The following is a 21,017-nucleotide window of genomic DNA, read 5'->3' on the forward strand; positions in this document are numbered from 1 at the left end:
TAAACAAGGGTGTTTTAGCTGAGTGAAATGCGGATTGCTGCGGCAGCGGTGAGTGGCGCTAGTACTGTGCCAAGGGCTAAGCCGGCGCCGAGGAGAAGGAGTGCGCCAGTACTGTCATGGCCCTGGGTGGCGGCGGTGATGCTGCCGGTGCCGAATATCAGGACGGGGACGTATAGGGGGAGTGCAAGGAGCGCGACGAGGATCCCAGCGCGTGGCATGGTGACGGTCAGTGCGGCGATGACAGCGCCGAGGAGGCTTAGTAGTGGGGTGCCCAATAGTAGGGATGCCATCACGATGGGCAGTTGTTCATGTGGTAGTTGCAGGAATGCGCCCAGTAATGGGGTGATGATGATCAGTGGTAGGACGCTGGCGGTCCAGTGGCAGGCGATCCGCACGGCGATGAGCCAGGCGAGGGGGACGGGTGAGAGGAGCCATTGTTCCATGGTGCCGTCTTCAACGTCGGCGCGGAACAGTGTGTCCAGTGTCAGTAAGCTTGCGAGGAGCACTGTGATCCATAGGATGGTTGGGGCGGCGTCTGCCAGTTGTTGTGGTTTGGGGCCCAGGCCGAGGGTGAAGAGGAGGGTAATGAGCAGTGCAACTAAGATGGGGTGTATGGCGGCGGCGCGGCGGCGCCACAGTAGGCGCAGGTCTCGGGTGATGATGGCAGATGAGGCCTGCCAGAGGGATAGGGGAGGGGGCGGTGCGCTCATGGAGCTTTCTGTAAGTGAAGCAGGCGGGTGGGGACTGGCAGTGTGGGGAGCGCGCCGGGTGTGGTGAGCAGTGTGCCGCCTTGGGTGTGAAGGTGTGTGGTGAGGATGTGGTTGAGGAGTGTGATGCCCTCTGGATCTAGGTTGGCGTAGGGTTCGTCCAAGAGCCATAACGGGGCTGGTGAGAGCCACAGTCGGGCCAGGCTGAGGCGTTTTTTCTGGCCGGCTGAAAGTTGCCGAACCAGTGTCTGTGCATGGTCTGTCAGGCCAACGATGGTGAGTGCGTTGCTGGGTGTCCGTTGGGGGTGGCAGCCGTGCAAGGCGTTCAGAAAGTGGAGGTTTTCCAGGGCTGAGAGGTCTTGTTTCAGTCCAGGGAGGTGGCTCAGGTAGGCAATGTGGCGGGTGCGTTCTGGGGCTGTGGTGTTGTGGTGTGTGTTGATGTGGATGTGGCCGCTGTCGCTGTGCAGGAGTCCGGCCAGGATGCGTAGTAGGGTGGTTTTGCCGATGCCGTTGGGTCCCTGGACGATGAGGGCTTCACCGGGATTGATGTGGAAATGCAGGGGGCCGAGGATGGGGATTGCGTTGCGCGAGTAGGTCAGGGCATGTGCAGCCAGTAGGGGCGGTGCGGAGGAGGGAAGGGCGGTCATCAGGGGGTGCGATTGGGAAGCACGCGATATGTGGCAGGCAGGTGAATGCGGGGGCATTGTATCGCGGCATGGTGTGTGGAGCGGTGTGGTGGGCAGGTGTATGGTGGATGTTGCGGTCCATGGGGCGGTACTCGGATACACATTCAGTAGACTTTGCGTTCTTTTATGTTCTGACGAGAGATAAGTCCTTCATGCAGGTCACGAGTAAGTTACCCCAAGTGGGGACCACGATATTTAGTGTGATGTCGCAGTTGGCGGATGTGTATGGGGCGGTCAATTTAGGGCAGGGGTTTCCGGATTTTCCGGTGCCGTTGCGTTTGCAGGAGGCGTTGGCGGGTGCGGTGCGTGAGGGACACAATCAGTATCCGCCGATGATTGGGGTGGCTGGGTTGCGTCAGGGAATCGCTGCGAAGGTGTTGCGCTGTTACGGTGCGCAGGTGGATGCGGATGTTGAGATCACGGTGACCAGTGGGGCGACGGAGGCGATTTTTAATGCAATCCATGCGGTGGTGGGGGCGGGTGATGAGGTCATTGTGCTTGATCCAGCGTATGACTGTTATGAGCCGGGGATTGTGTTGGCCGGTGCGCGTGCGGTGCATGTGCCATTGGATGCGGTGAGTTTTAAGGTGGATTGGGAGCGGGTGGGTGCGGCGATCACGTCAAGAACGCGGTTGTTGATCGTGAATAGTCCGCATAATCCGTCCGGGGCGTTGTTTTCAGCCGATGATATGCGGGCTTTAGCGGCTTTGTTGGATGGGACGGATATTTTGCTGATTTCCGATGAGGTGTATGAGCATATTGTGTTTGATGGGTGTGGCCATGAGTCGGTGTTGCGTTGGCCGCAGTTGCGTGCGCGTGCGTTTGTGATTTCTAGTTTCGGTAAAACCTATCATTGCACCGGATGGAAAATCGGTTATGCGATTGCACCGTCGGCGCTTAGTGCGGAGTTTCGTAAGGTCCATCAATACAACACGTTTACTAGTTTTGGACCGGCGCAATATGCGTTTGCTGCGATGTTGCATGAGGAGCCTGGGTATGTGGAGCAGGTTGGTTTGTTCTATCAGGCAAGACGGGATTGTTTCCGTGAGCAGTTGTTGACAACCAAGTTAGTGCCGTTGCCTGTGTCGGGAGGTTATTTTCAGTTGGTGGATTATGGGGCGGTCAGTGATTTGTCTGATGTGGAGTTTTCAAGGTGGTTAGCGGTGGAAAAGGGGGTGGCGTCGATTCCGTTATCGCCGTTCTATGAGACTGCTCCAGCGGGGCAGCGTTTGGTGCGGTTGTGTTTCGCTAAAAATGATATGACGTTGGGGGCGGCGATCGAGCGGTTACAACGGCTTTGATGTGGAGGATGTGATGCAGGATTTGCGTATTTCTCTTGTTCAAGGTGAGACGCGGTGGCATGACGCAGCGGGTAATCGGCATTACTACGGTGCGCTGTTGGCTCCTCTGGCGGGTGTCACGGATGTGGCGGTGTTGCCTGAGACGTTTACCAGTGGTTTTTCTAACGATGTCCTTGAGGATGTGGAGGGGATGGATGGTCCGACGGTCGCTTGGGTTCTTGAGCAGGCGGCGTCTTTAGAGGCTGTGGTGACGGGAAGTGTGCGGTTATGTACGCCTGAGGGGGTATTCAATCGGTTGTTATGGGCGACTCCAGAGGGACGGTTGGAGACGTACGATAAGCGGCATTTGTTTCGTTATGCGAACGAGCATCAGCGTTATGTCGCTGGGTGTAGGCGTTTGGTTGTGGAATGGAAGGGCTGGAGAATCAATCCGCAGATTTGTTATGACTTGCGTTTCCCCGTGTTTTGCAGGAATCGCTATGACGTTGAGCGTTCTGGCCAGCTTGATTTTGATGTGCAGCTTTTTGTTGCCAACTGGCCGTCGGTACGGGCTGAGGCTTGGAAAACGCTGTTGCGGGCGCGTGCGATTGAGAATTTATGTTATGTCGTTGGGGTCAATCGGGTGGGGGTGGATGGTAATCAATTGCATTATGTGGGGGATAGTGCGGTGATTGATGTCTTTGGTCAGGCTCAAGTGGAGATCCGCGGGCGTGAACAGGTGGTGACTACGGTCATTTCGGGGCAGGTGTTGGCAGAGCACCGCGCTCGTTTTCCGGCAATGCTGGATGCAGATGCTTTTGCGTTGGAAATGGGCGGGTATTAATCGGTGATTAGTTGCTGAATGGGCACTTGGGGGTATCTCATCTCCTAGGGGGATGGGCTGCTACAGTCAGCGCCATTGTTCATTTGGAATACCGATCATGCATTTTAAGTATTGGGCCATAGCGGTGGCTTTGAGTACGGTTTTATTGACGCCACAAGCCAAAGCTGTAGACGATATGGGCTGTAAGCTTCGCTTTAATTTGGCTGGTTGGTCGGTGTTCTATAAGACGGCCAGTGGTATTGGTACGGTCACGTGTGCGAATGGCATGGTGGTTCCAGTCACGATTAGCGCCAAGGGGGGGGGCTGACGTTTGGCAAGTCCAAGATCATTGGTGGGCGCGGCAAGTTCTTTGGGATCTACAACATCAATGATGTGTTTGGCACGTATGGTGGGGCGGAGGCGCATGTCGGGATTGTGAAATCAGGGAACATCCAGTTAGTGACGAAAGGGGATGCGTCGTTGTCTCTAGGCGGGACGGGGAGTGGCATTGATCTTGGTATTGGTTTCGGCAATTTCGTCATTAAACGCCGTGAATCTGGCGGCCAGAGCAATGTTGCGCGGCGTGTGCAGCCACGCTCGGCAGGGGGGTGCAAACCAGCAAGTTGAGGATTCCGTTGGGGTTGCTATGACGGAATGATGAATGAATGGAGGTGGGGCCTGGGTTTGCTGTGAGTCAGGTGCTGTGTGTGGTTACAGTGGGTGTTTCGTTGTTGGTTTTACTGATTGAGTACTATGCATCGTTTTATTGTTGTGGGGAGCTTCGAAGCCGCTTTTCAGGGGTTTGTAAGGTTGTAAGTTGTTCGCAGGTGTGCAGTGGTGGGTGCCTGCTTATCAGGCAGGCAGGATAAGCGGGCGTTCCGGGTGTTTTAGCTAAATCAATGGGTATTGATGTTGCGGAATGCAAGGTTATTCGTTGGTGATTGATTTGGTTTCAAGCGTTTGTAAGGGGGGAATGTGGTGGTGAATGCTTGAGATGTTTCAATGGGGCTAATGAGGGTTGAATGATTATGGGTATCTTGGTCCCCGATTCCGGTTGTATTTGCCACCGCTGTTGTTTGGTTGGCCTGCTCCTGTTTTCTGACCAGGGTTGCCATAGGGGTTGAAGGTTGGCGTGGCGTGGTCGGAGGGGAAGTTGGGTGCATTGTTCGTGTATTTGTATGGAGACTTGCGTGTTTGTTGTCCCTGTGTGTTACGGGTGTTTGGGTTTGGGCTTTTTTTGTTGGGGTGGGCACCATTGCCAGCACCAGCATTGCGGTGGTTGCGGGGGCCGGTGCTGACGCCTTCAGGGACGTACCAGCTCTGGAATGTTGCCGGGCTGCCTTCCGATAGCGAACGGTCGTTCTTGGGTTTGTATTGTTTGAAGGGTTTGTGTGCTTGTTTTGCGGCAGCTTCACCACTGACAGTCAGTCTATCTTTGAAGTGGTGCTTGCCTTGGCCGCGACCTCGGTCATCACGCAGGGTGTCAAAGCGACGCAGTTCGCGACTTTCATCGGCGGTGCTGTGGTTGTTGTGGTAGGCGTGTTTGTTGTTGTCGTTGCGATTCACGTGCAGCGTGGCTTTGGCTGAACGGCGTTGGCCGATAACCGGTTGCAGGGTGAGTGCTAACGGCATGTCTTTTTCTAGTTTCAGTTGGGTGCGTAGTGCTTCTACTTGGGTCTTGGGTAGTTCGGTCGATTGGCCACGCAGTAGTTCGCGTGGTAGGAGGACGGAACCATAACGTGTACGTTTGAGGCGGCTGACTTGGCAGCCTTGCGATTCCCATAGCCGACGTACTTCGCGGTTGCGGCCTTCTTTGACGACGACACGAAACCAGTCGTGTGAGTCGGTGTTGCCGATGCGTTCAATCGTGTCGAATTTTGCGGTGCCGTCTTCCAGCATGACGCCGCGCGTAAGTTGCTCGAGTAGCTCATCCTGCACATGTTCTTCTCCTTCGGGGGAGCGTACACGTACGACATATTCGCGTTCTATTTCCGATGAGGGGTGCATCATTGCATTGGCAAGTTCGCCGTCTGTGGTGAGCAGTAATAAGCCAGTGGTGTTGATATCCAGGCGGCCGATGGCGATCCAACGTGCGCCTTTGAGGACGGGGAGTGTTTCGAACACAGTGGGGCGACCCTCTGGGTCTTCGCGTGTGGTCACTTCGCCTTCTGGTTTGTTGTAGATCAGTACGCGCGCCGGTTCAGTGAGGGCGCTGGCGACGAAGCTGCGGCCGTCCAGTTCGATTTTGTCGCCACTTTTAACGGACATGCCGAGCTGCGCAATGTCTCCATTGACTTTGATGAGTCCGTTGGAGATGCGTTGTTCCAGGGCACGGCGGGAACCTAGACCCGCTTGGGCAAGCACTTTATGCAGGCGCTCTTCCAGTTTTGGTGCTTCTGTGGCTGTCTCGCGTTTGAGTGAAAGTGTGTTTGATGGTGGTTTTGGGGTATCACTCATGGGGGTAAGTTCCGTCCGGGGGCGTGTCTGCGTCGCTCTGTGAGTCTGAGTCAATGTAGTGATCGGCTGTAGACGTTTTGTTGATGGTGTTGTCTTCGTGTTCGTTTGGTGGTGTCACGCTGTTATCCGGTACGTCTTCGAGGGGAAAGGGGGAGGTGTTGTGATTTTCAAGGTCGATTGTTATCAGGTCTGTTGCTCTGTGTATCGGTATTCACCTCTTGGGTTGGTTGCGGAGAAATGCCAGATATGGGGGCTGTTGTGCCTGATATTGATCTGTTGGGAGTCTGGTCTGTTTGAATTTGAAGCTGTGCGGTGTGTCGGTGGTTGTTATGCAGCGGCAATTGCGGTTCCAGTTCGCCAATGTCTTTCAGGTCCGATAGTGGCGGTAGTTCGTCCAGACGTTTAAGTCCGAAGTAATCTAGAAATGCTTTGGTAGTACCGAATAATGCTGGTTTGCCAGGTGCATCGCGATGGCCGACAACACGAATCCATTCGCGTTCTTCCAATGTGTGAATAATATTGCTGTTGACGGCGACGCCGCGTATTTGCTCGATTTCTCCACGTGTGATCGGTTGGCGGTAGGCAATGAGGGCTAAGGTTTCAAGTGTGGCGCGAGAGTATTTTGTCTTGCGTTCTGTCCAGAGCGGGCTGACCCAAGCATGCACATCTGCTTTGAGTTGAAAACGGAAACCGGAGGCTACTTCCACCAGTTCTACGCTGCGTTCAGTACAGGTGTGCTGTAGCAGTTCAATGGCACGCTGGATGCTATCCGGGGGGATCGGTGGGTCGTTTGGGAACAAGCCTTGCAGTTGCGCCAGTGTTAGTGGTTGATTGCTGGCCAGCAATGCACCTTCGACGATGCGTGCGATCAATGTCAAATCCAGCTGGTTGTCGGCTTCATGGGGGGACATGGGTTGAGGGGCTGTTGTCGAAGTCGCTGGAGAGCTGCAGCGCTCCGTTGGTGTGATGGGTGGCCAGGGATTTTATGTAGATCGGGCCTAGTGAAGCTTCTTGGACGATATCCAATAGCTGTTCTTTGGCGAGTTCCAGTATTGCTAGGAAGGTGACTAGCACACCAAGCTTGCCTTCCTCAGCGGTGAACAGCGCCGTAAACGGGTGAAACTTGCCGCCTTCCAGATGTGCCAGTATATCGCCCATGCGTTGGCGTACGCTCAGTGCTTCGCGTCGGATGGCGTGGCCGCTGAACAGTTCGGCACGTTTGAGGACGTCTTGTAGTGCCAGCAGCAGTTCTTTCATGTTGACCGGAGGAGGAATCCGTACTGTGGTCTGGTCTGGAACAAAGGCATGTGCTGCGCTGTTGTCGCGGTCCATCCGTGGTAGGGCGTCCAGATCTTCAGCGGCTTGTTTGAAGCGTTCATATTCTTGCAAACGCCGTACCAATTCGGCGCGGGGATCTTCACCTTCTTCGTTTTCGATGTCGGGTGGGCGCGGTAGAAGCATGCGTGATTTGATTTCTGCGAGGATAGCTGCCATGACAAGATACTCAGCGGCCAGTTCAAAGCGCAGTTCCTGCATCACATTGATGTAGTCAACGTATTGTCGGGTGATTTCAGCAACCGGAATGTCGAGGATATTCAGGTTCTGACGGCGGATGAGATACAGAAGCAGGTCCAGAGGACCTTCGAATGCATCAAGAATGACTTCCAGCGCATCTGGGGGATGTATAGGTCCTGAGGGATCTGTAGCACTGGCTGGCCATGCACCATTGCCAGCGGTATTTCCTGCTGTTGCGGCACTGGTGTTTGTGTTGGTGGGTTCGCGATTTGTGCGCGTTCTGAATTCATCGTGTTGATATCGGATGGAGCAATTGCGGGTCGTGGTTTCGATCCGGTAGATGTTTTTGTATCACATTAAAATTTTTCTGGAATCCGATGCGGTGTCGCTTGTAGCACGCCTTTGAGAATGCACAATCGAAATCGTTAGTGACTTGAGGTCAAAACAGGATGTCCTGTGGTATTGCATTGCCAGCATCGCATAGCGTGCTGATCATGACTGGGATGCCTTTTCTATATTTTTCGCAAGACCGGCAGAGCCGTTGTCCTGTGGCAGCGTACCATTCTGCCTAAGGGTAATTCGCTTGCTGGTCCGGTGTCCAGCATTGTGTGGAGGTGGGGGCGCTGCGATGAATGTCGGTTTTCGCTAAGCGCAAGCAAAGTTGTATGTGTTACGTGATTGAGGTTGAGGGTGGTGCCGATGTTGCGAAGGCAGGGGGGACGAGGGTTGGAGGTCTTCAGTGTCTGCAGGTGCTTAATGGTTTGACGGTTGCTGGTGTGTTCTCTGTGGTCGATGCGAGGCCGTTGCGGTCAGTAGTAGTGCGGTCATTGTCTGGTTTTGTTTGTCGTGGTATGTCTGTCGCTTGTGTCGATATGGATCCTTGTGTCAGGTTAAGGAATTATCTGTGGGGTGGGGGGGGGCTGTGAATCGTGTCGAACGGATTCAGATTGCGCTTGGGGATGCTTTTGCACCGTCACGGTTGGAGGTGAAGGATGAAAGTGATCGCCATATTGGTCATTCCGGTGCGCGTGATGGGCGTGGGCATTTCAGTGTTTTGATTGTCACGCCGATGTTTGCTGGAAAAACGCTGCTCGCTCGGCATCGTGCTGTGTATGCGGCATTGGGTTCCATGATGAAAACGGATATCCACGCGCTCTCAATCCAAGCGTTGGTTGATGAAGGTGAGGGGCAATAAACGATTGTCGTTGGGGCTGTCCAAAATGTCTGAAGTGGTTTTTCCAATGCTGTTTCGTTTTCATTTTTTAGGTGCATTGAGATGGTTGTTTGGGTGGTTCCGTGAGGTTTTTAGTGTGGTTTTTCTTTGAATCGATTCCAGCCATTCACGTATTTTGAGTAAAGCATTTTGATAGTCGTCAGTAGGTGGCTGACTGGGCATAGGGATGCAATGTGCGATGGGGCATGAAGTTGGGATTCTTTTGTGAGTCTTGTCTTACAAATTAGATCATTTTCTTGTTCGTTAATCTGCACTCTATAGATTTGATAATGTGCTGGTAGTCTTTGTTTATATGTGATTTTTCCATGTAAATTGAGAGGGTCCATGGTCAAGGAGGGGGGGCTATCCAAAGTGTCAGCATCCGCTTGTAGGTTCGTATTACAAGACACTTTCAAGTTGTTGTTTGAGTTCGGTGTGGGGGAGTGATTGGGTATGTTGGTTCCGCTCCAAATTGGGGTGGTTGCTAAGGCTGTGTTTTTTTATGTGATATGTAGGCGTTGCATATTGGTGGATTCGATGAGTCTGCGATTTTCATCACATTGGCTTTTTTCCTTGTCAGTTGTTGCGTTGTTATTGGTAGGCTGCAAACAGGACTCCCCATCGGCTAAGCGGCAGATCATCATGGTTGAAGCTAAATTGCCGCCGCGTCCGCTCAAACCTGATCTGCCTCCGTTGTTTTTGGATATTGAGCGGCGTACGTTTCAGTTTTTTTGGGACACGACGAATGAGATGAATGGCTTGACTCCGGATCGTTATCCGTCAAGGCCGTTTGCAAGTATTGCTTCTGTCGGGTTTGCGCTGACCGCATATCCTATCGGGATAGAAAACGGTTGGATCAGTCGTAATCAAGCGATTGATCGTACTTTGACGACGTTGAAATTCTTGCGCGATGCTCCAATGGGGCCGCAGCGTACCGGTTGCGCTGGCTACAAGGGTTTTTTCTACCACTTCTTGGATATGCAGCATGGGCATCGCTACGACAGTTGGGTGGAGTTGTCGAGTGTGGATACTGCATTGCTGATGATGGGGGTGTTGTTCGTCGAGTCTTATTACGATGGTGAGGATGTCCGTGAGAAGGAAATCCGTCAGATTGCTGACAAGCTATACAGGCGGGTTGATTGGTTGTATTTGCAACAGCGCAAACCGCTGATTTCGATGGGTTGGTATCCTGAGCGTGGCTTCATTGAGCATGACTGGATGGGCTACAACGAAGCGATGATGGTCTATTTGCTCGCACTCGGTTCGCCAACTCATCCGTTGGAATCGGTCTCCTGGGATGAATGGACACGCACTTATAACAAGGATTGGGGGGTGTTTCAGGGGCAGGAGTATCTGGCTTTCGGGCCGTTGTTTGGCCATCAGTACACGCATGTCTGGGTGGATTTTCGAGATATTCAAGACCAATACATGCGTGAGCGCGGTATTGATTATTTTCTTAATAGTCGTCGTGCGGTGCTTGCTCACCGGGATTATGCAATTGATAACCCGATGAAGTGGAAGGATTACAGTGAGAACGTTTGGGGATTGACTGCCAGCGATGGGCCGCAAAACACGACGCAGGAATATCGCGGTGAGCAGCGTCAGTTTTTCCACTATCGCAGCCGTGGTGCTGGGCTGTTTGAGTTCTTTGATGACGGTACGATTGCACCAACTGCGATGGTGGCTTCGATCGTGTTCGCTCCGGAAGTGGTGATCCCAGCGACGCTTGAGATGCATAAGCGTTACGGTGACTTTTTATATTCCAGTTATGGTTTTCTGGATGCGTTTAATCCGAGTTTCGATTATAAAGTTCCGCTTAAAACAGGTCGTTTGATCCCTGGCCGTGGTTGGGTGGCCAGTGATTATATCGGTATCGACCAAGGGATCATTCTTAGCATGATTGCTAATTATCGTAATGATTTCGTCTGGAATGTGATGAAGAAGAATAAATATGTCCGTATTGGTTTGGAGCGTGCTGGTTTTACTGGTGGCTGGCTCCAAGAGGATGAGGTGTTGCGTGGGTCGCAAAAGGATGAGCGTGCGGCGGCGGTACGTTCGTTAGGGATTGCAGAGTCACATGCTCCGCCTGCGCAGACGCAGCGGGTCCCATCTTCTTTAGGTAAGAAACCGGAGTAGTGAGTGTATTCCGGTAAATGTCTTGTTTGGTTGTTGGCTGGTTTGGTGATGGTGGCTTGTGGTCATGAGTCATCCAGGCACACGGTGCGATTTTGGGCAATGGGCCGTGAGGCTGAGGTGGTCGCTGCATTGGTTCGTGACTTCGAGAAGGAGTATCCGGGGATCCATGTGGAGCTTCAGAACATTCCGATGAGTGCTGCTCATGAGAAGTTGTTGACAGCGTTTGCTGCGGATCGACTTCCTGACGTGTGCCAATTAGGGAATACCTGGCTTCCGGAATTTGCGTTGTTGGATGCGCTCGAGCCGCTACAGCCGTATGTGTCCACGTCCAAGGTAGTGATGTCTGCGGATTACTTCCCTGGTGTTTGGGAGACCAACGTCGTTGCTGGGAGGCTTTATGGTGTGCCGTGGTATGTGGACACACGTTTGCTGTTCTATCGCAAGGATATTTTGGAGGCCGCTGGGTACCGTACGCCTTTAACGACGTGGGCCGATTGGGAACGTGCGATGGCCGCGATCAAGCGCTACGTTGGAGCAGATCGTTATGCCATCTTAATGCCGCTCAATGAGTTTGAGCAGCAGCTTTCGTTGGCGTTGCAGCAGGATGATCCGCTGCTACGTGATAACGATAATTACGGCAATTTCCGCAGTCCTGGATTCCGTAGGGCGCTGCATTTTTATCGCACCATTTATGAGCAAGAGTGGGCACCTAAGGTGTCCGAAACCCAGGTGTCTAATGTCTGGTATGAGTTCTTTAACGGAAATTATGCGTTTTATTTTTCAGGGCCGTGGAATGTGCGTGAGTTTAAGTTGCGTCAGCCACCGAATATGAGTGGTCAATGGGGCACGATGGCGCTACCTGGTCCGAATGGGCTTGGTGCTGGTATTGCTGGTGGCTCTAGTTTGGTGATTTTTAAATCTTCGCAGAGTAAACAGGCGGCTTGGCGATTGGTGGAATATCTGTCTCGACCGCAGGTGCAGGCTCGCTTCCACAGTATCATTGGGGATTTGCCGCCGCGGCGTAGTACTTGGCATTTTCCTGGTTTGGCTGAAGATCCGTTGGCGCGTGCTTTTGCAGAGCAGTTGGAGCGGGTCAAAGCCACACCCAAGGTGCTTGAGTGGGAGCGGATCGTGCAGGAGATGCGGTTGATCACTGAGCAGGTGGTGCGTGGAGGTTTATCGGAGCAGCAGGCGGTAGAGCAACTTGATCAGCGGGTCGATAAGATTCTTGCTAAGCGTCGTTGGATCCAGCAACAGGTCGGTAAGGGGCCGCATGCTGAGGGAGTGCATCCATGAGGCGGGCTTCTTTGGTGGGTTGGGTGTTTGCTGGTCCTGCGGTGTTGGTTATCGGGATGTTCTTCGGTGTGCCGGTGTTGATGGCGTTGGCGCTCAGTTTGACCGATTTCGATTTGTATGCTCTGGGCAATCCGATGTATCTGCGTTTTGTTGGATTGGATAATTATCTGGAGTTGTTGCACACCCCGTTGTTCTGGAAGTCGCTGTGGAATACGACCTATTTTGTGCTGCTGGGGATGCCGATGTCGATTATGGTGTCTCTGGGAGCTGCGTTGCTGCTGAATTCAAGAGCGGCGCGTTTTAAGGGATTGTTTCGCACCGTGTTGTTTGCTCCGGTGGTGACGACGCTGGTAGCTGTCGCGCTGATTTGGCGTTATCTGTTTCACCTGAAGTATGGGGTGGTGAATTGGCTGCTGAATTGTGTTGGTATTCATCCAATTGATTGGTTGGGTGATCCGCCTTTGGCGATGCCGATGATCATGTTGTTCGCGGTGTGGAAGAACTTTGGCTACAACATGGTGATTTTTCTGGCCGGGTTGCAGGCGATTCCACAGGATCTGTACGAGGCTGCGCGCATTGATGGCGCGTCCAAATGGCAGCAATTCTTGCATATCACGTTTCCGATGCTGGGGCCTGTGCTGATGGTGGTTGGGATTATCACGGTATCCGGCTATTTCCAGTTGTTTGCAGAGCCTTATGTGATGACCCGAGGGGATCCTCTACAGAGTACGGTCAGTGTGCTGTATTTCATGTTTGAGGAGGGTTTTAAGTGGTGGAATCTGGGACGTGCTTCTGCTGTCGCGTTTCTGTTGTTTTTGGTTGTTCTTGGGGTGACGACGTTGATGCTGTGTGCTGGACGTAGGAAAGATTTGGTATGAGTCGTGAGGTCGGGCGCACGAAGTGGAATATTGTGTTTGTCAATGGGTGCTTATTTATGTTTGCGTTGGTGAGTCTGGCGCCCTTGCTTTGGATGGTGTCTGCATCATTGATGCCAGCGGGTGAGGCCAGTCGCTTTCCGCCGCCATTTTTTCCTTCTGTGGTGACGTTCGCGAATTACCGTGAGTTGTTTGCGCGCGTTGGTATGGGGCGTTATTTCGTTAACAGTTTGCTGGTGTCGTTATCGATTACATTTGGTTCAGTGCTTTTTAATACGATGGCTGGTTACGCTTTCGCCAAGTTACGTTTTGTTGGCCGTGAACGGGTTTTTCAGTTGCTTCTTACGGCGTTAGTGATCCCAGCACAGGTGGCGATGTTGCCGTTATTTTTGTTGATGAAGCATTTGCATTTGGTCGATAGTTTCGCCGGGGTGATCATGCCAGCATTGGCCACGGTATTTGGCATTTTTTTGGTTCGGCAGTACGTGCGGGGTATTCCCAATGATCTGATTGAGGCTGCACGCATTGATGGTGCCAGTGAGATGCGGATTTTCTTCCAGATTGTTCTGCCCATGCTGAAACCGGTACTGGTGACGTTAATAACGTTTACTTTCATGGCGTCTTGGAATGATTTTATGTGGCCGTTGATTGTGCTCACTGACCAGGCGCACTACACGTTGCCGGTGACGTTGGCTGCGCTCGCGCGCGAACACGTCATGGATATAGAAATGATGATGGCAGGAGCAGTGGTGACTGTGCTCCCGGTATTGCTGTTGTTCATGCTGTTGCAGCGTTACTACATCCAGGGTTTGTTGCTGGGGAGCGTGAAAGGGTGAAGCGAGTGTTACAAGTCCTCAGCGTGGTTGTGGCGTGTATCTGGATATGCGCTGCCCAGGCTGAGCAGGAGCAGGTTCTCGATGATTTTGAGAATATTTCTTCTTGGAAGCTGGTTCTTTCTCATGATGTGAGTGGCACTTTGCGTCAAGTGGCAGTCGCTTCTGGGGGCTATGCGCTGTGTTTGGATTACAACTTTAATGGGGTTGCTGGTGATGTTGGTATCCGCCGTGAGTTGCCGATCCAGTATTCTGAAAATTATCAGTTCTCTTTCTTAGTGCGCGGTGATGCGCCAGCCAACGATTTGCAATTGAAGTTGCTTGATGTGAGTGGTGACAATGTTTGGTGGGTCAATCGAACTAAGTTCGAGGTGCCAGGCAATTGGACATCGGTCACTTACCGTAAGCGCCAGATCGACAATGCTTGGGGCCCGGATACGGATAAGACGCTGCGTCGCAGTGCGCAGCTTGAGTTCAATATCCACAATAGTGTTGGTGGGCGTGGGAGTATCTGTTTCGATAGGCTTGCGTTGAAGGTGTTGCCTGCGTCGGATACTTCGCCGTTGACTGCTAAGGCAATTACCGACACTGCGCCGGCGCTTGTGCATCGTTTGGTGGATGGAAGGCCCGAGACTTTTTGGTTAAGTAGTGGAGTCAAGCAGCAGACGGTCACTTTGGACATGGGAGGGCCACGGGAGATTGGTGGTGCGGTAATCGATTGGGTGCCAGGATTACAGGCGACACGCTATACGGTCCGCGGTTCAATGGATGGTCGTCGCTGGAAGGTGTTGCGCAATGTGGTTGCTGGTACTTACTTCACTCATTGGCTGGCGCTACCGGATACTGAGGCGCGTTATGTGCGCTTTGATCTGCAGGATGGCCCGAATTGGCGCTATGGAATTAAGGAGATTAAGTTGCAGCCGTTGGCATTCGCTGCGACGCCGAACGATTTTATTAAATCTTTAGCGTCGGTTTGGCCACGTGGTAGTTTCCCACGCGGTTTTTCGGGTGAGCAGTCTTATTGGACGATCCTCGGTTTGGATGGTGGTACCGAGCAGGGGTTGATCAATACAGATGGTGCAATTGAGGCGACTAAGTCCGGTTTCAGTATTGAGCCTTTTGTGGTGATGGACGGTAACCGCTTGTTACGTTGGTCTGACGTCAGCAGCCAGCAGAGTCTACAAGAGGGGTATTTGCCGATTCCGCGTGTGGAGTGGCGTCACGATCAGGTCAATTTGCAGGTGACTGCATTCGTGCAAGGGATACCTGAGCAGGCACAGTTGGTGGCGCGCTATCAGTTGCGTAATGTGGGCAAGCAGGCGCGTGATTTCACGCTTGCGTTGGCAGTGCGGCCGTTCCAGGTGAATCCACCTTCGCAATTTCTCAATATGCTTGGTGGTGTCAGTCGGATTGATCAGCTTGGGTTCAATGGGACTCAAGTCAGTGTTAATGGCAAGGCGCGGGTGTTCGCTTCGCGGGTACCAGATAGGGTATACGCTACTGCATTCGATGCCGGTATGGATGTTGTCCATTTGGCGCAAGCGTCTCTGCCATCTATCACTCAGGTGAATGATGAGAGTGGGTTGGCGTCTGGGGCCATGTTGTTTCGCTGGCATCTTCAGCCAAACGAAATGCGTGAGATCGCCGTGTTGATGCCGCAAACTGGGACTTCCGGATGGCCGAGTGGTTTTGAGGCCCAGCAGGCTCAGCAGCAGGTTGCGCAGATGTGGCGCGACAAACTCGATTTGGTGAAGATTGATGTGCCTGCTGAAGGTCGGTCAGTGGTGGATGTCATGCGCACCGCACTGGCGCATATGCTTATTTCGCGAGATGGGCCAAGTGTGCAGCCTGGGACACGTGCTTATTCGCGTAGTTGGATTCGTGATGGTGCGATGGTTTCCGAGGCTTTACTGCGATTGGGTCGGGAAGATGTGGTGCGTGACTACATTCGCTGGTTTGCACAGTATCAGTTTGCTAATGGCATGGTGCCCTGTTGTGTGGATCACCGTGGTAGTGATCCATCACCAGAGAATGACAGTCATGGGGAGTTGATCTACGCCATCGGTGAGTATTATCGCTATACGCGTGATCGTGATTTTCTGGCGGCGATGTGGCCACATGTGAATGCTGCGGCGGCTTATATGGATACGTTGCGTTTGAGTGAACGTACCGAGGCTAACTTCATGCGTGATCAGGCGTTTTACGGGATGATGCCGGCGTCAATCAGTCACGAGGGTTATTCGGATAAGCCTGTGCATGCGTATTGGGATAATTTTTGGGCATTGCGTGGCTATGAAGATGCGGCGTATCTGGCGAGTGTGTTGGATAAGCCTGAGGATGCGGTGCGTCTGAGCATTTCACGGGACGAGTTCGCTGCTGATTTGTCTGCGTCGTTGCGTTCGGCGGTTCGGAACCGTGGTATCAATTTTTTACCTGGGTCGGTCGAGCATGGTGATTTTGATGCGACCTCAACGGCGGTTGCGTTGGCGCTTGAGGGGGAGCGGTCTTTACTGCCTCAGGATTTACTCGTTAATACTTTTGAGCGTTACTGGAGTGATTTTGTTGAGCGCCGTGATGGTAAGCACAAGTGGAAGGATTACACGCTGTATGAGTGGCGTAATGTGTCTGCTTTTGTGCGCTTGGATTGGCGTAACCGTGTCTGGGATGCGGCTAAGTATTTTCTTGGAGACCGTGCGCCGCAGGGATGGAATCAGTGGCCCGAGGTTGTTTCGCACACCCCTAATGTGCCGTTTTTCCTTGGTGATTTGCCGCATGCCTGGGTTGCTTCGGATTTTGTGCGTTCGGTACTTGATATGTTTGCTTATACGCGTGAATCGGATTCCAGTTTGGTGATTGCCGCAGGTGTGCCGGTCCATTGGTTTGGAGGTGAGGGTGTGGCTTTGCACGATCTGCGCACGCCTCAGGGACGATTGAGCTATCGCATTCAGGGGAGCGAAAAGAAATTACGCATTGAGCTGAAGTCGGGATTGGTGATGCCATCTGGTGGTGTGGTATTTCGCTGGCCATATGCTGGCGTGCCTGGTGTGTCCAGGGTTAACGGTGAGGTGACGGCTTGGCAGGGCAGGGAATTGCGTATTTTGCGGTTGCCGGTGACGGTGGAAATTGATATGCCGATGGGGTTACGCCCTGTGGGGCGCTAGGGGCCATGAGGTGTGTGTTTGGTAGTGGAAGTGACGGTGGTGTTTTGTGACTGCTTGTGCTCATTGCGGCAATGGATGATGCACCACTCAATGATGGGTATCGTTATGTGGTGCAGTGATCCGTTTGTATGGGAGGCCCGTTGGGGTTTTTTGATGGTGGGTTAGCTGTGTAGGCGATTGTAGATGCTTACAACGGCAATCCAGACGCCGAGCATGCTGCCTAGGTTGGTGAATGCGAAGGTCAGCATCACTCTTGAGACTCGGTTTTTATACCAGCCGTAGAGGGTTTGCGCGTCGTCGCGTAGGGTGAGGAAGTCTTGGTAGGCTGGTTTGCGCATATGCACTTCGACCAGTGCGGCGAAGGCACCAGTCGGTAGGGTTACCCGGAACGGTTTGAATGGTGCGACCAGTAATGCCACCAGCACACTTAATGGATGGCTGCCTGCTAATGCGCAGCCGAGTGCGGCTAGGGTACTAGTGTATAGCGCCCATTGTAGTAATAGATCCGTGCCCATTGCGAAGCCACCACGCAAGAATCCGTGGACAATACCAGTGGCGATGAGTGCCATTAGTCCCAGTGTGAACCAGGGGACGCGTTTTTTCTGTTGTACTTTTTCCAGTAGGGCGCGCAGTTCGGTAGGTGGCTCTGTGTCGTTCTCAAGGTGTTTGGCCAATCCAGTTAAATGACCTGCACCGACAACCACCAGTACTTTGGGTGTTGCGCTGTTTACTTCTTCGCGTAGGCGGGTGGCCATGTAGCGGTCGCGCTCGGCGATGATGGTTTGGTATAGCTCCGGGCTTTCGTTGGCAAAGTCGCCAAAGCTAGCTTCGAGCATGTCGCCTTGCTTGAGTTTTTCAATTTCTTCTTCTCCGACCTCATCGGCGGCGAACAGTCCGGCAATCAGTCCACCGCCCAACTTCATTTTTCCGAGGAAGCCAAGTTTGGCCGAGGCACGTTTAAAAGTAAGGCCGACTTCGCGGTCGATCAGATGGACGGGGAGATCGCGTTCGCGTGCCATGGTCACCGCGGTCTTCAGTTCGGCACCAGGTTCGATGCCTAGTTGCTTGGCTAGGCGGCGCTGGTATGCCGCTAGAGCCAGGTTGGCTGCAAATAATGCCAATTGTCCTTTACGGATCACTTGTATCAGGTCGAGCTTAGCTAACGTATCCGGATCGCATAGTGCTTGCAGGCGCTGTGCGTCCAGTTCGACAGCGATGGCGTCGTAGCAGCCACTTTCAACTTCCTGTTTGACCGCAGCCACGCTGGCTTGGGAGATGTGAGCAGTACCGAGGAGGGTGTAGTGCACGCCATCGCGTTCAACTACACGTAGCGGTTGTCCGGTGAGGGCGTCTTGTTGTGGGGAAACAGAAGGAATCATCGAAGGATTCGTCCGGAAGAGGGAAGGTGAGCCACACTAGACGGATGTGCTGTCTGGTGGTGGGCAGGTGTGATCATTGGCTTCTCATTCATGCGTGCCTGTAAGGCTGAGGTGTTTACCGTCTAGTCAATGTAACGTTTGAGTAAGTCGCCGTAGGCGTCGATGCGACGGTCGCGCAGAAATGGCCAGATCCGCCGTACGTGCTCGCTGCGTTGTAGGTTGATTTCGCATGTCAAAATTTCTGGTCCGTTGCTGTTGGCTTCAGCGAGGAACTCGCCTTGTGGGCCGAGGACGTGGCTGTTTCCCCAAAAATGAATGCCTGAGGTGCAAAGTGGCGATGGTTCGTGGCCGGTACGGTTGCAACTGAGTACGGGTAGGCTATTTGCAATGGCGTGGCCACGGTGGCTCAGTAACCAAGCGTCGCGCTGCAGGGTTTGCTCGTCGTGTTCATCATTCGGATCCCAGCCGATTGCAGTTGGGTATAGCAGTAGTTCGGCACCTGCAAGCGCCATTAGTCGTGCTGCTTCTGGGTACCATTGATCCCAGCACACTAGAACACCGAGACGGCCGACAGATGTATCGATTGGTTTGAAGCCGATATCACCTGGGGTGAAGTAGAACTTCTCATAGAAACCAGGGTCATCTGGAATGTGCATCTTACGGTATTTGCCAACTAGCCTGCCGTCCTTTTCTAGTACCACTGCAGTATTGTGATAGAGGCCTGCGGCACGCTTCTCAAACAGTGAGCCAATAATAACCACACGATGTTGTTTCGCCAGTGCGCTTAGACGTTCGGTACTTGGACCTGGAATTGGCTCTGCTAAGTCGAATTCGTTGACCGATTCATGTTGGCAGAAGTATGCGTTGTTGTGTAATTCATGCAGTAGCACCAGTTGAGCGCCCTGTGCGGCAGCTTCGGCGACACGTGCTTCGATGATGCTCAAATTGGCTTCCGCAGTGCCATGGTTGCGCTCTTGGATCAGCGCTACGGGGAGAAGATGAGTTGTCATGACATATATGAAGAATGCGCAATGGGGGGCTCGTGTGTAATCTTGAGAGGGGTTGCGGCCTCAGCGCAGTGTTATCCAATACATGTGTTTATGTGGCAAGCAGGCCAGCTGGTATCTGCATGGTGATGCAGTGCAGGCTTCCGTTTTGCCAGATTAAGGGACGGCATGGTACTGGAACGATTTCACGAGTTGGAAAGGCTTCGGCCAACACTGATTGTGCGATTGTATCGGCTGGATCGTCATAGGTTGGCATCAGGACCGCTCCTTCGATGATGAGAAAGTTGGCGTAAGAAGCGGGTAGGCGTCGATCTTGGTCTAGGATTGGCTTTGTCCATGGGAGTGGGAACAGTCTGTAAGGACGTCCTTCGGTGGTGCGTAGCGCGGTCAATTCATTAGCCATTGCTTGCAATTCGGCGTAATGGCTGTCCGTTGTGTTGTCGCATGACTGATAGACAATGCTGTCTGTCGAGGCGAAGCGGGCAAGGGTGTCGATGTGGGCGTCGGTATCGTCGCCCTCAAGATAACCATGTTCCAGCCAAAGCACCCTGTTTTGTGCCAGCCATGCAGTCAAGTTGGCATCCAGTGTTGTACGGGTGCGCTGGGGGTGGCGTTCGTGCAGACAGCGCCACGTGGTTAGCAAGGTGCCGGCACCATCCGTTTCGATCGCGCCACCTTCTAGGGCAAAGTTGATGCTGTGCATCTGTGTGTTTTTGAAAAGACCGTTGGCGTGCAAGGAGCTCACCAACTGGTCGTCTGCTTTCGCTTCGAACTTGCCGCCCCAGCCAGTAAAGCGGAAGTCTAGTAAGCGGAAATCGCCATTTATCCCAATTAGAATAATCGGGCCTGAGTCGCGCAACCAAGTGTCGTTGTAACTGGCAACGGTGAACCGTACTTGTTGCATCGCGACAGATGCTGAACGTAGCCGTGCTTCGGTATAGGTCTGCAAGTCGTCGTCCAAGACACAGATGATGACCATCTGAAAGCGAGTGATCGCTGCTACCAATGTAATGTAGGTCTCTTCGACGTCAGCAAGATGTGCAGACCAGTCAGTATTGGCATGCGGCCAGGCGATTAGGATGGCAGATTGGGGTTCCCACTCGGCGGGGAAGCGGAACGGGAATGTGGTCAATGGTGTTTCATTCTTAAATGGTTGCCACGCTGTAGCGATGATGGCTGCCATTAGCGTGTTGGCGTTGCTTTTGGTCCAATTTCGTCGGCACTTACGCTGTTCATCACGCTGTCGATGACTTTCCCTTTCTCGAAGTAAACTGTGTAATGAGGGTAGACCCACCGATCAATCTTTGGCCATTTCCGCTTTTGACCACCACGTGGCTCCAGTTTCTCTGTAGGTGTGCCGTAGTGGGTTTCCACCTGGGCGATGGATTGGCCCCGCATTGGGGCTGCTGCTGGGTTAATTTTAACGCGATCAATCAGTAGCGTTTCGGCTTGTGCAGTGAAGGAGATCCCCAGTAGAGCGCTCAACGTGCAGGCGATACGGCCGTTTTGCATGTTTTTATTTCCTCAATTGGATGATGTTGAACGACGATGACAACAACAAGAAACATTGATGAAATGCTTTGGTCACATACGTACGGGGTGTACCAGCGTTTTTTTGATGCAGTGTAAAAATAAAAAACCGCCCTGAG

General features: G+C 52.9%; 16 protein-coding genes and 3 pseudogenes. 10 read left to right on the forward strand and 9 right to left on the reverse strand.

Annotated elements, in window-relative coordinates; all coding sequences use genetic code 11:
- Positions 1 to 14 precede the first annotated feature (14 nt).
- Positions 15 to 710: a heme exporter protein CcmB gene (gene ccmB, locus F7G16_RS04685; RefSeq protein WP_004088478.1), complete on the reverse strand. Its 696-nt coding sequence runs from the start codon at positions 708 to 710 to the stop codon at positions 15 to 17.
- Positions 707 to 1,354, reverse strand: a complete 648-nt coding sequence (ccmA, locus tag F7G16_RS04690) for a heme ABC exporter ATP-binding protein CcmA (RefSeq protein ID WP_004088477.1) — start codon at positions 1,352 to 1,354, stop codon at positions 707 to 709. The genes ccmB and ccmA overlap by 4 nt, the downstream gene beginning before the upstream one ends.
- Positions 1,355 to 1,545: 191 nt before the next feature.
- On the opposite strand from ccmA, the gene F7G16_RS04695 reads away from it, so the two are divergent.
- The 3 genes and pseudogenes from F7G16_RS04695 (at position 1,546) to F7G16_RS04705 (ending at position 4,123) form a co-directional block, all read left to right on the forward strand.
- Complete coding sequence (locus F7G16_RS04695; protein WP_004088476.1) at positions 1,546 to 2,694, forward strand: pyridoxal phosphate-dependent aminotransferase; 1,149 nt, start codon at positions 1,546 to 1,548, stop codon at positions 2,692 to 2,694.
- Between the two features lie 13 nt (positions 2,695 to 2,707).
- Positions 2,708 to 3,517, forward strand: coding sequence for an amidohydrolase (locus F7G16_RS04700; RefSeq protein WP_004088475.1), 810 nt, complete (start codon positions 2,708 to 2,710; stop codon positions 3,515 to 3,517).
- Between the two features lie 97 nt (positions 3,518 to 3,614).
- Positions 3,615 to 4,123, forward strand: a pseudogene (locus F7G16_RS04705) (hypothetical protein).
- Between the two features lie 399 nt (positions 4,124 to 4,522).
- Here F7G16_RS04705 and rluB read toward each other — a convergent pair.
- The 3 genes and pseudogenes from rluB to F7G16_RS04720 all read right to left on the reverse strand — a co-directional run bounded on the left by rluB (position 4,523) and on the right by F7G16_RS04720 (position 7,758).
- On the reverse strand, positions 4,523 to 5,953 hold the full coding sequence (gene rluB / locus F7G16_RS04710; protein ID WP_004088470.1) for a 23S rRNA pseudouridine(2605) synthase RluB: 1,431 nt from the start codon (positions 5,951 to 5,953) through the stop codon (positions 4,523 to 4,525).
- A gap of 332 nt (positions 5,954 to 6,285) precedes the next feature.
- Positions 6,286 to 6,864, reverse strand: a pseudogene (scpB, locus tag F7G16_RS04715) (SMC-Scp complex subunit ScpB); the annotation flags it as partial.
- Positions 6,851 to 7,758, reverse strand: a pseudogene (locus F7G16_RS04720) (segregation and condensation protein A). The pseudogenes scpB and F7G16_RS04720, both read right to left, overlap by 14 nt.
- 375 nt (positions 7,759 to 8,133) lie before the next feature.
- Between F7G16_RS04720 and F7G16_RS04725 the strand changes: the two are divergent.
- The 7 genes from F7G16_RS04725 (at position 8,134) to F7G16_RS04755 (ending at position 16,982) form a co-directional block, all read left to right on the forward strand.
- Complete coding sequence (locus F7G16_RS04725) at positions 8,134 to 8,394, forward strand: hypothetical protein (RefSeq protein WP_004088465.1); 261 nt, start codon at positions 8,134 to 8,136, stop codon at positions 8,392 to 8,394.
- Complete coding sequence (locus tag F7G16_RS04730) at positions 8,391 to 8,663, forward strand: BolA family protein (RefSeq protein ID WP_038231765.1); 273 nt, start codon at positions 8,391 to 8,393, stop codon at positions 8,661 to 8,663. Before F7G16_RS04725 ends, F7G16_RS04730 begins: the two co-directional genes overlap by 4 nt.
- A gap of 555 nt (positions 8,664 to 9,218) precedes the next feature.
- Positions 9,219 to 10,817 (forward strand): glucoamylase family protein, encoded by a 1,599-nt coding sequence (locus tag F7G16_RS04735; protein WP_011098123.1) that lies wholly within the window; start codon positions 9,219 to 9,221, stop codon positions 10,815 to 10,817.
- 48 nt (positions 10,818 to 10,865) lie between these two features.
- Positions 10,866 to 12,113: a sugar ABC transporter substrate-binding protein gene (locus F7G16_RS04740; protein WP_042466566.1), complete on the forward strand. Its 1,248-nt coding sequence runs from the start codon at positions 10,866 to 10,868 to the stop codon at positions 12,111 to 12,113.
- On the forward strand, positions 12,110 to 12,991 hold the full coding sequence (locus F7G16_RS04745) for a carbohydrate ABC transporter permease (RefSeq protein ID WP_038233141.1): 882 nt from the start codon (positions 12,110 to 12,112) through the stop codon (positions 12,989 to 12,991). Before F7G16_RS04740 ends, F7G16_RS04745 begins: the two co-directional genes overlap by 4 nt.
- The gene (locus tag F7G16_RS04750; RefSeq protein ID WP_004088453.1) at positions 12,988 to 13,824 is read left to right on the forward strand and encodes a carbohydrate ABC transporter permease; all 837 of its coding nucleotides are present in this window, start codon (positions 12,988 to 12,990) and stop codon (positions 13,822 to 13,824) included. The genes F7G16_RS04745 and F7G16_RS04750 overlap by 4 nt, the downstream gene beginning before the upstream one ends.
- 5 nt (positions 13,825 to 13,829) lie before the next feature.
- Positions 13,830 to 16,982, forward strand: a complete 3,153-nt coding sequence (locus F7G16_RS04755; RefSeq protein WP_004088450.1) for a discoidin domain-containing protein — start codon at positions 13,830 to 13,832, stop codon at positions 16,980 to 16,982.
- Between the two features lie 161 nt (positions 16,983 to 17,143).
- Here F7G16_RS04755 and F7G16_RS04760 read toward each other — a convergent pair whose 3' ends face one another.
- The 4 genes from F7G16_RS04760 to F7G16_RS04775 all read right to left on the reverse strand — a co-directional run bounded on the left by F7G16_RS04760 (position 17,144) and on the right by F7G16_RS04775 (position 20,880).
- The gene (locus F7G16_RS04760; protein ID WP_004088447.1) at positions 17,144 to 18,361 is read right to left on the reverse strand and encodes a TraB/GumN family protein; all 1,218 of its coding nucleotides are present in this window, start codon (positions 18,359 to 18,361) and stop codon (positions 17,144 to 17,146) included.
- Between the two features lie 122 nt (positions 18,362 to 18,483).
- The gene (locus F7G16_RS04765; protein ID WP_004088445.1) at positions 18,484 to 19,371 is read right to left on the reverse strand and encodes a carbon-nitrogen hydrolase; all 888 of its coding nucleotides are present in this window, start codon (positions 19,369 to 19,371) and stop codon (positions 18,484 to 18,486) included.
- Between the two features lie 88 nt (positions 19,372 to 19,459).
- Positions 19,460 to 20,551, reverse strand: a complete 1,092-nt coding sequence (locus F7G16_RS04770; protein WP_004088442.1) for an agamatine deiminase — start codon at positions 20,549 to 20,551, stop codon at positions 19,460 to 19,462.
- Positions 20,551 to 20,880 (reverse strand): hypothetical protein, encoded by a 330-nt coding sequence (locus tag F7G16_RS04775; RefSeq protein ID WP_004088436.1) that lies wholly within the window; start codon positions 20,878 to 20,880, stop codon positions 20,551 to 20,553. Before F7G16_RS04775 ends, F7G16_RS04770 begins: the two co-directional genes overlap by 1 nt.
- Positions 20,881 to 21,017: the final 137 nt, after the last annotated feature.

The organism is Xylella fastidiosa (assembly GCF_011801475.1).
Classification (GTDB): domain Bacteria; phylum Pseudomonadota; class Gammaproteobacteria; order Xanthomonadales; family Xanthomonadaceae; genus Xylella; species Xylella fastidiosa.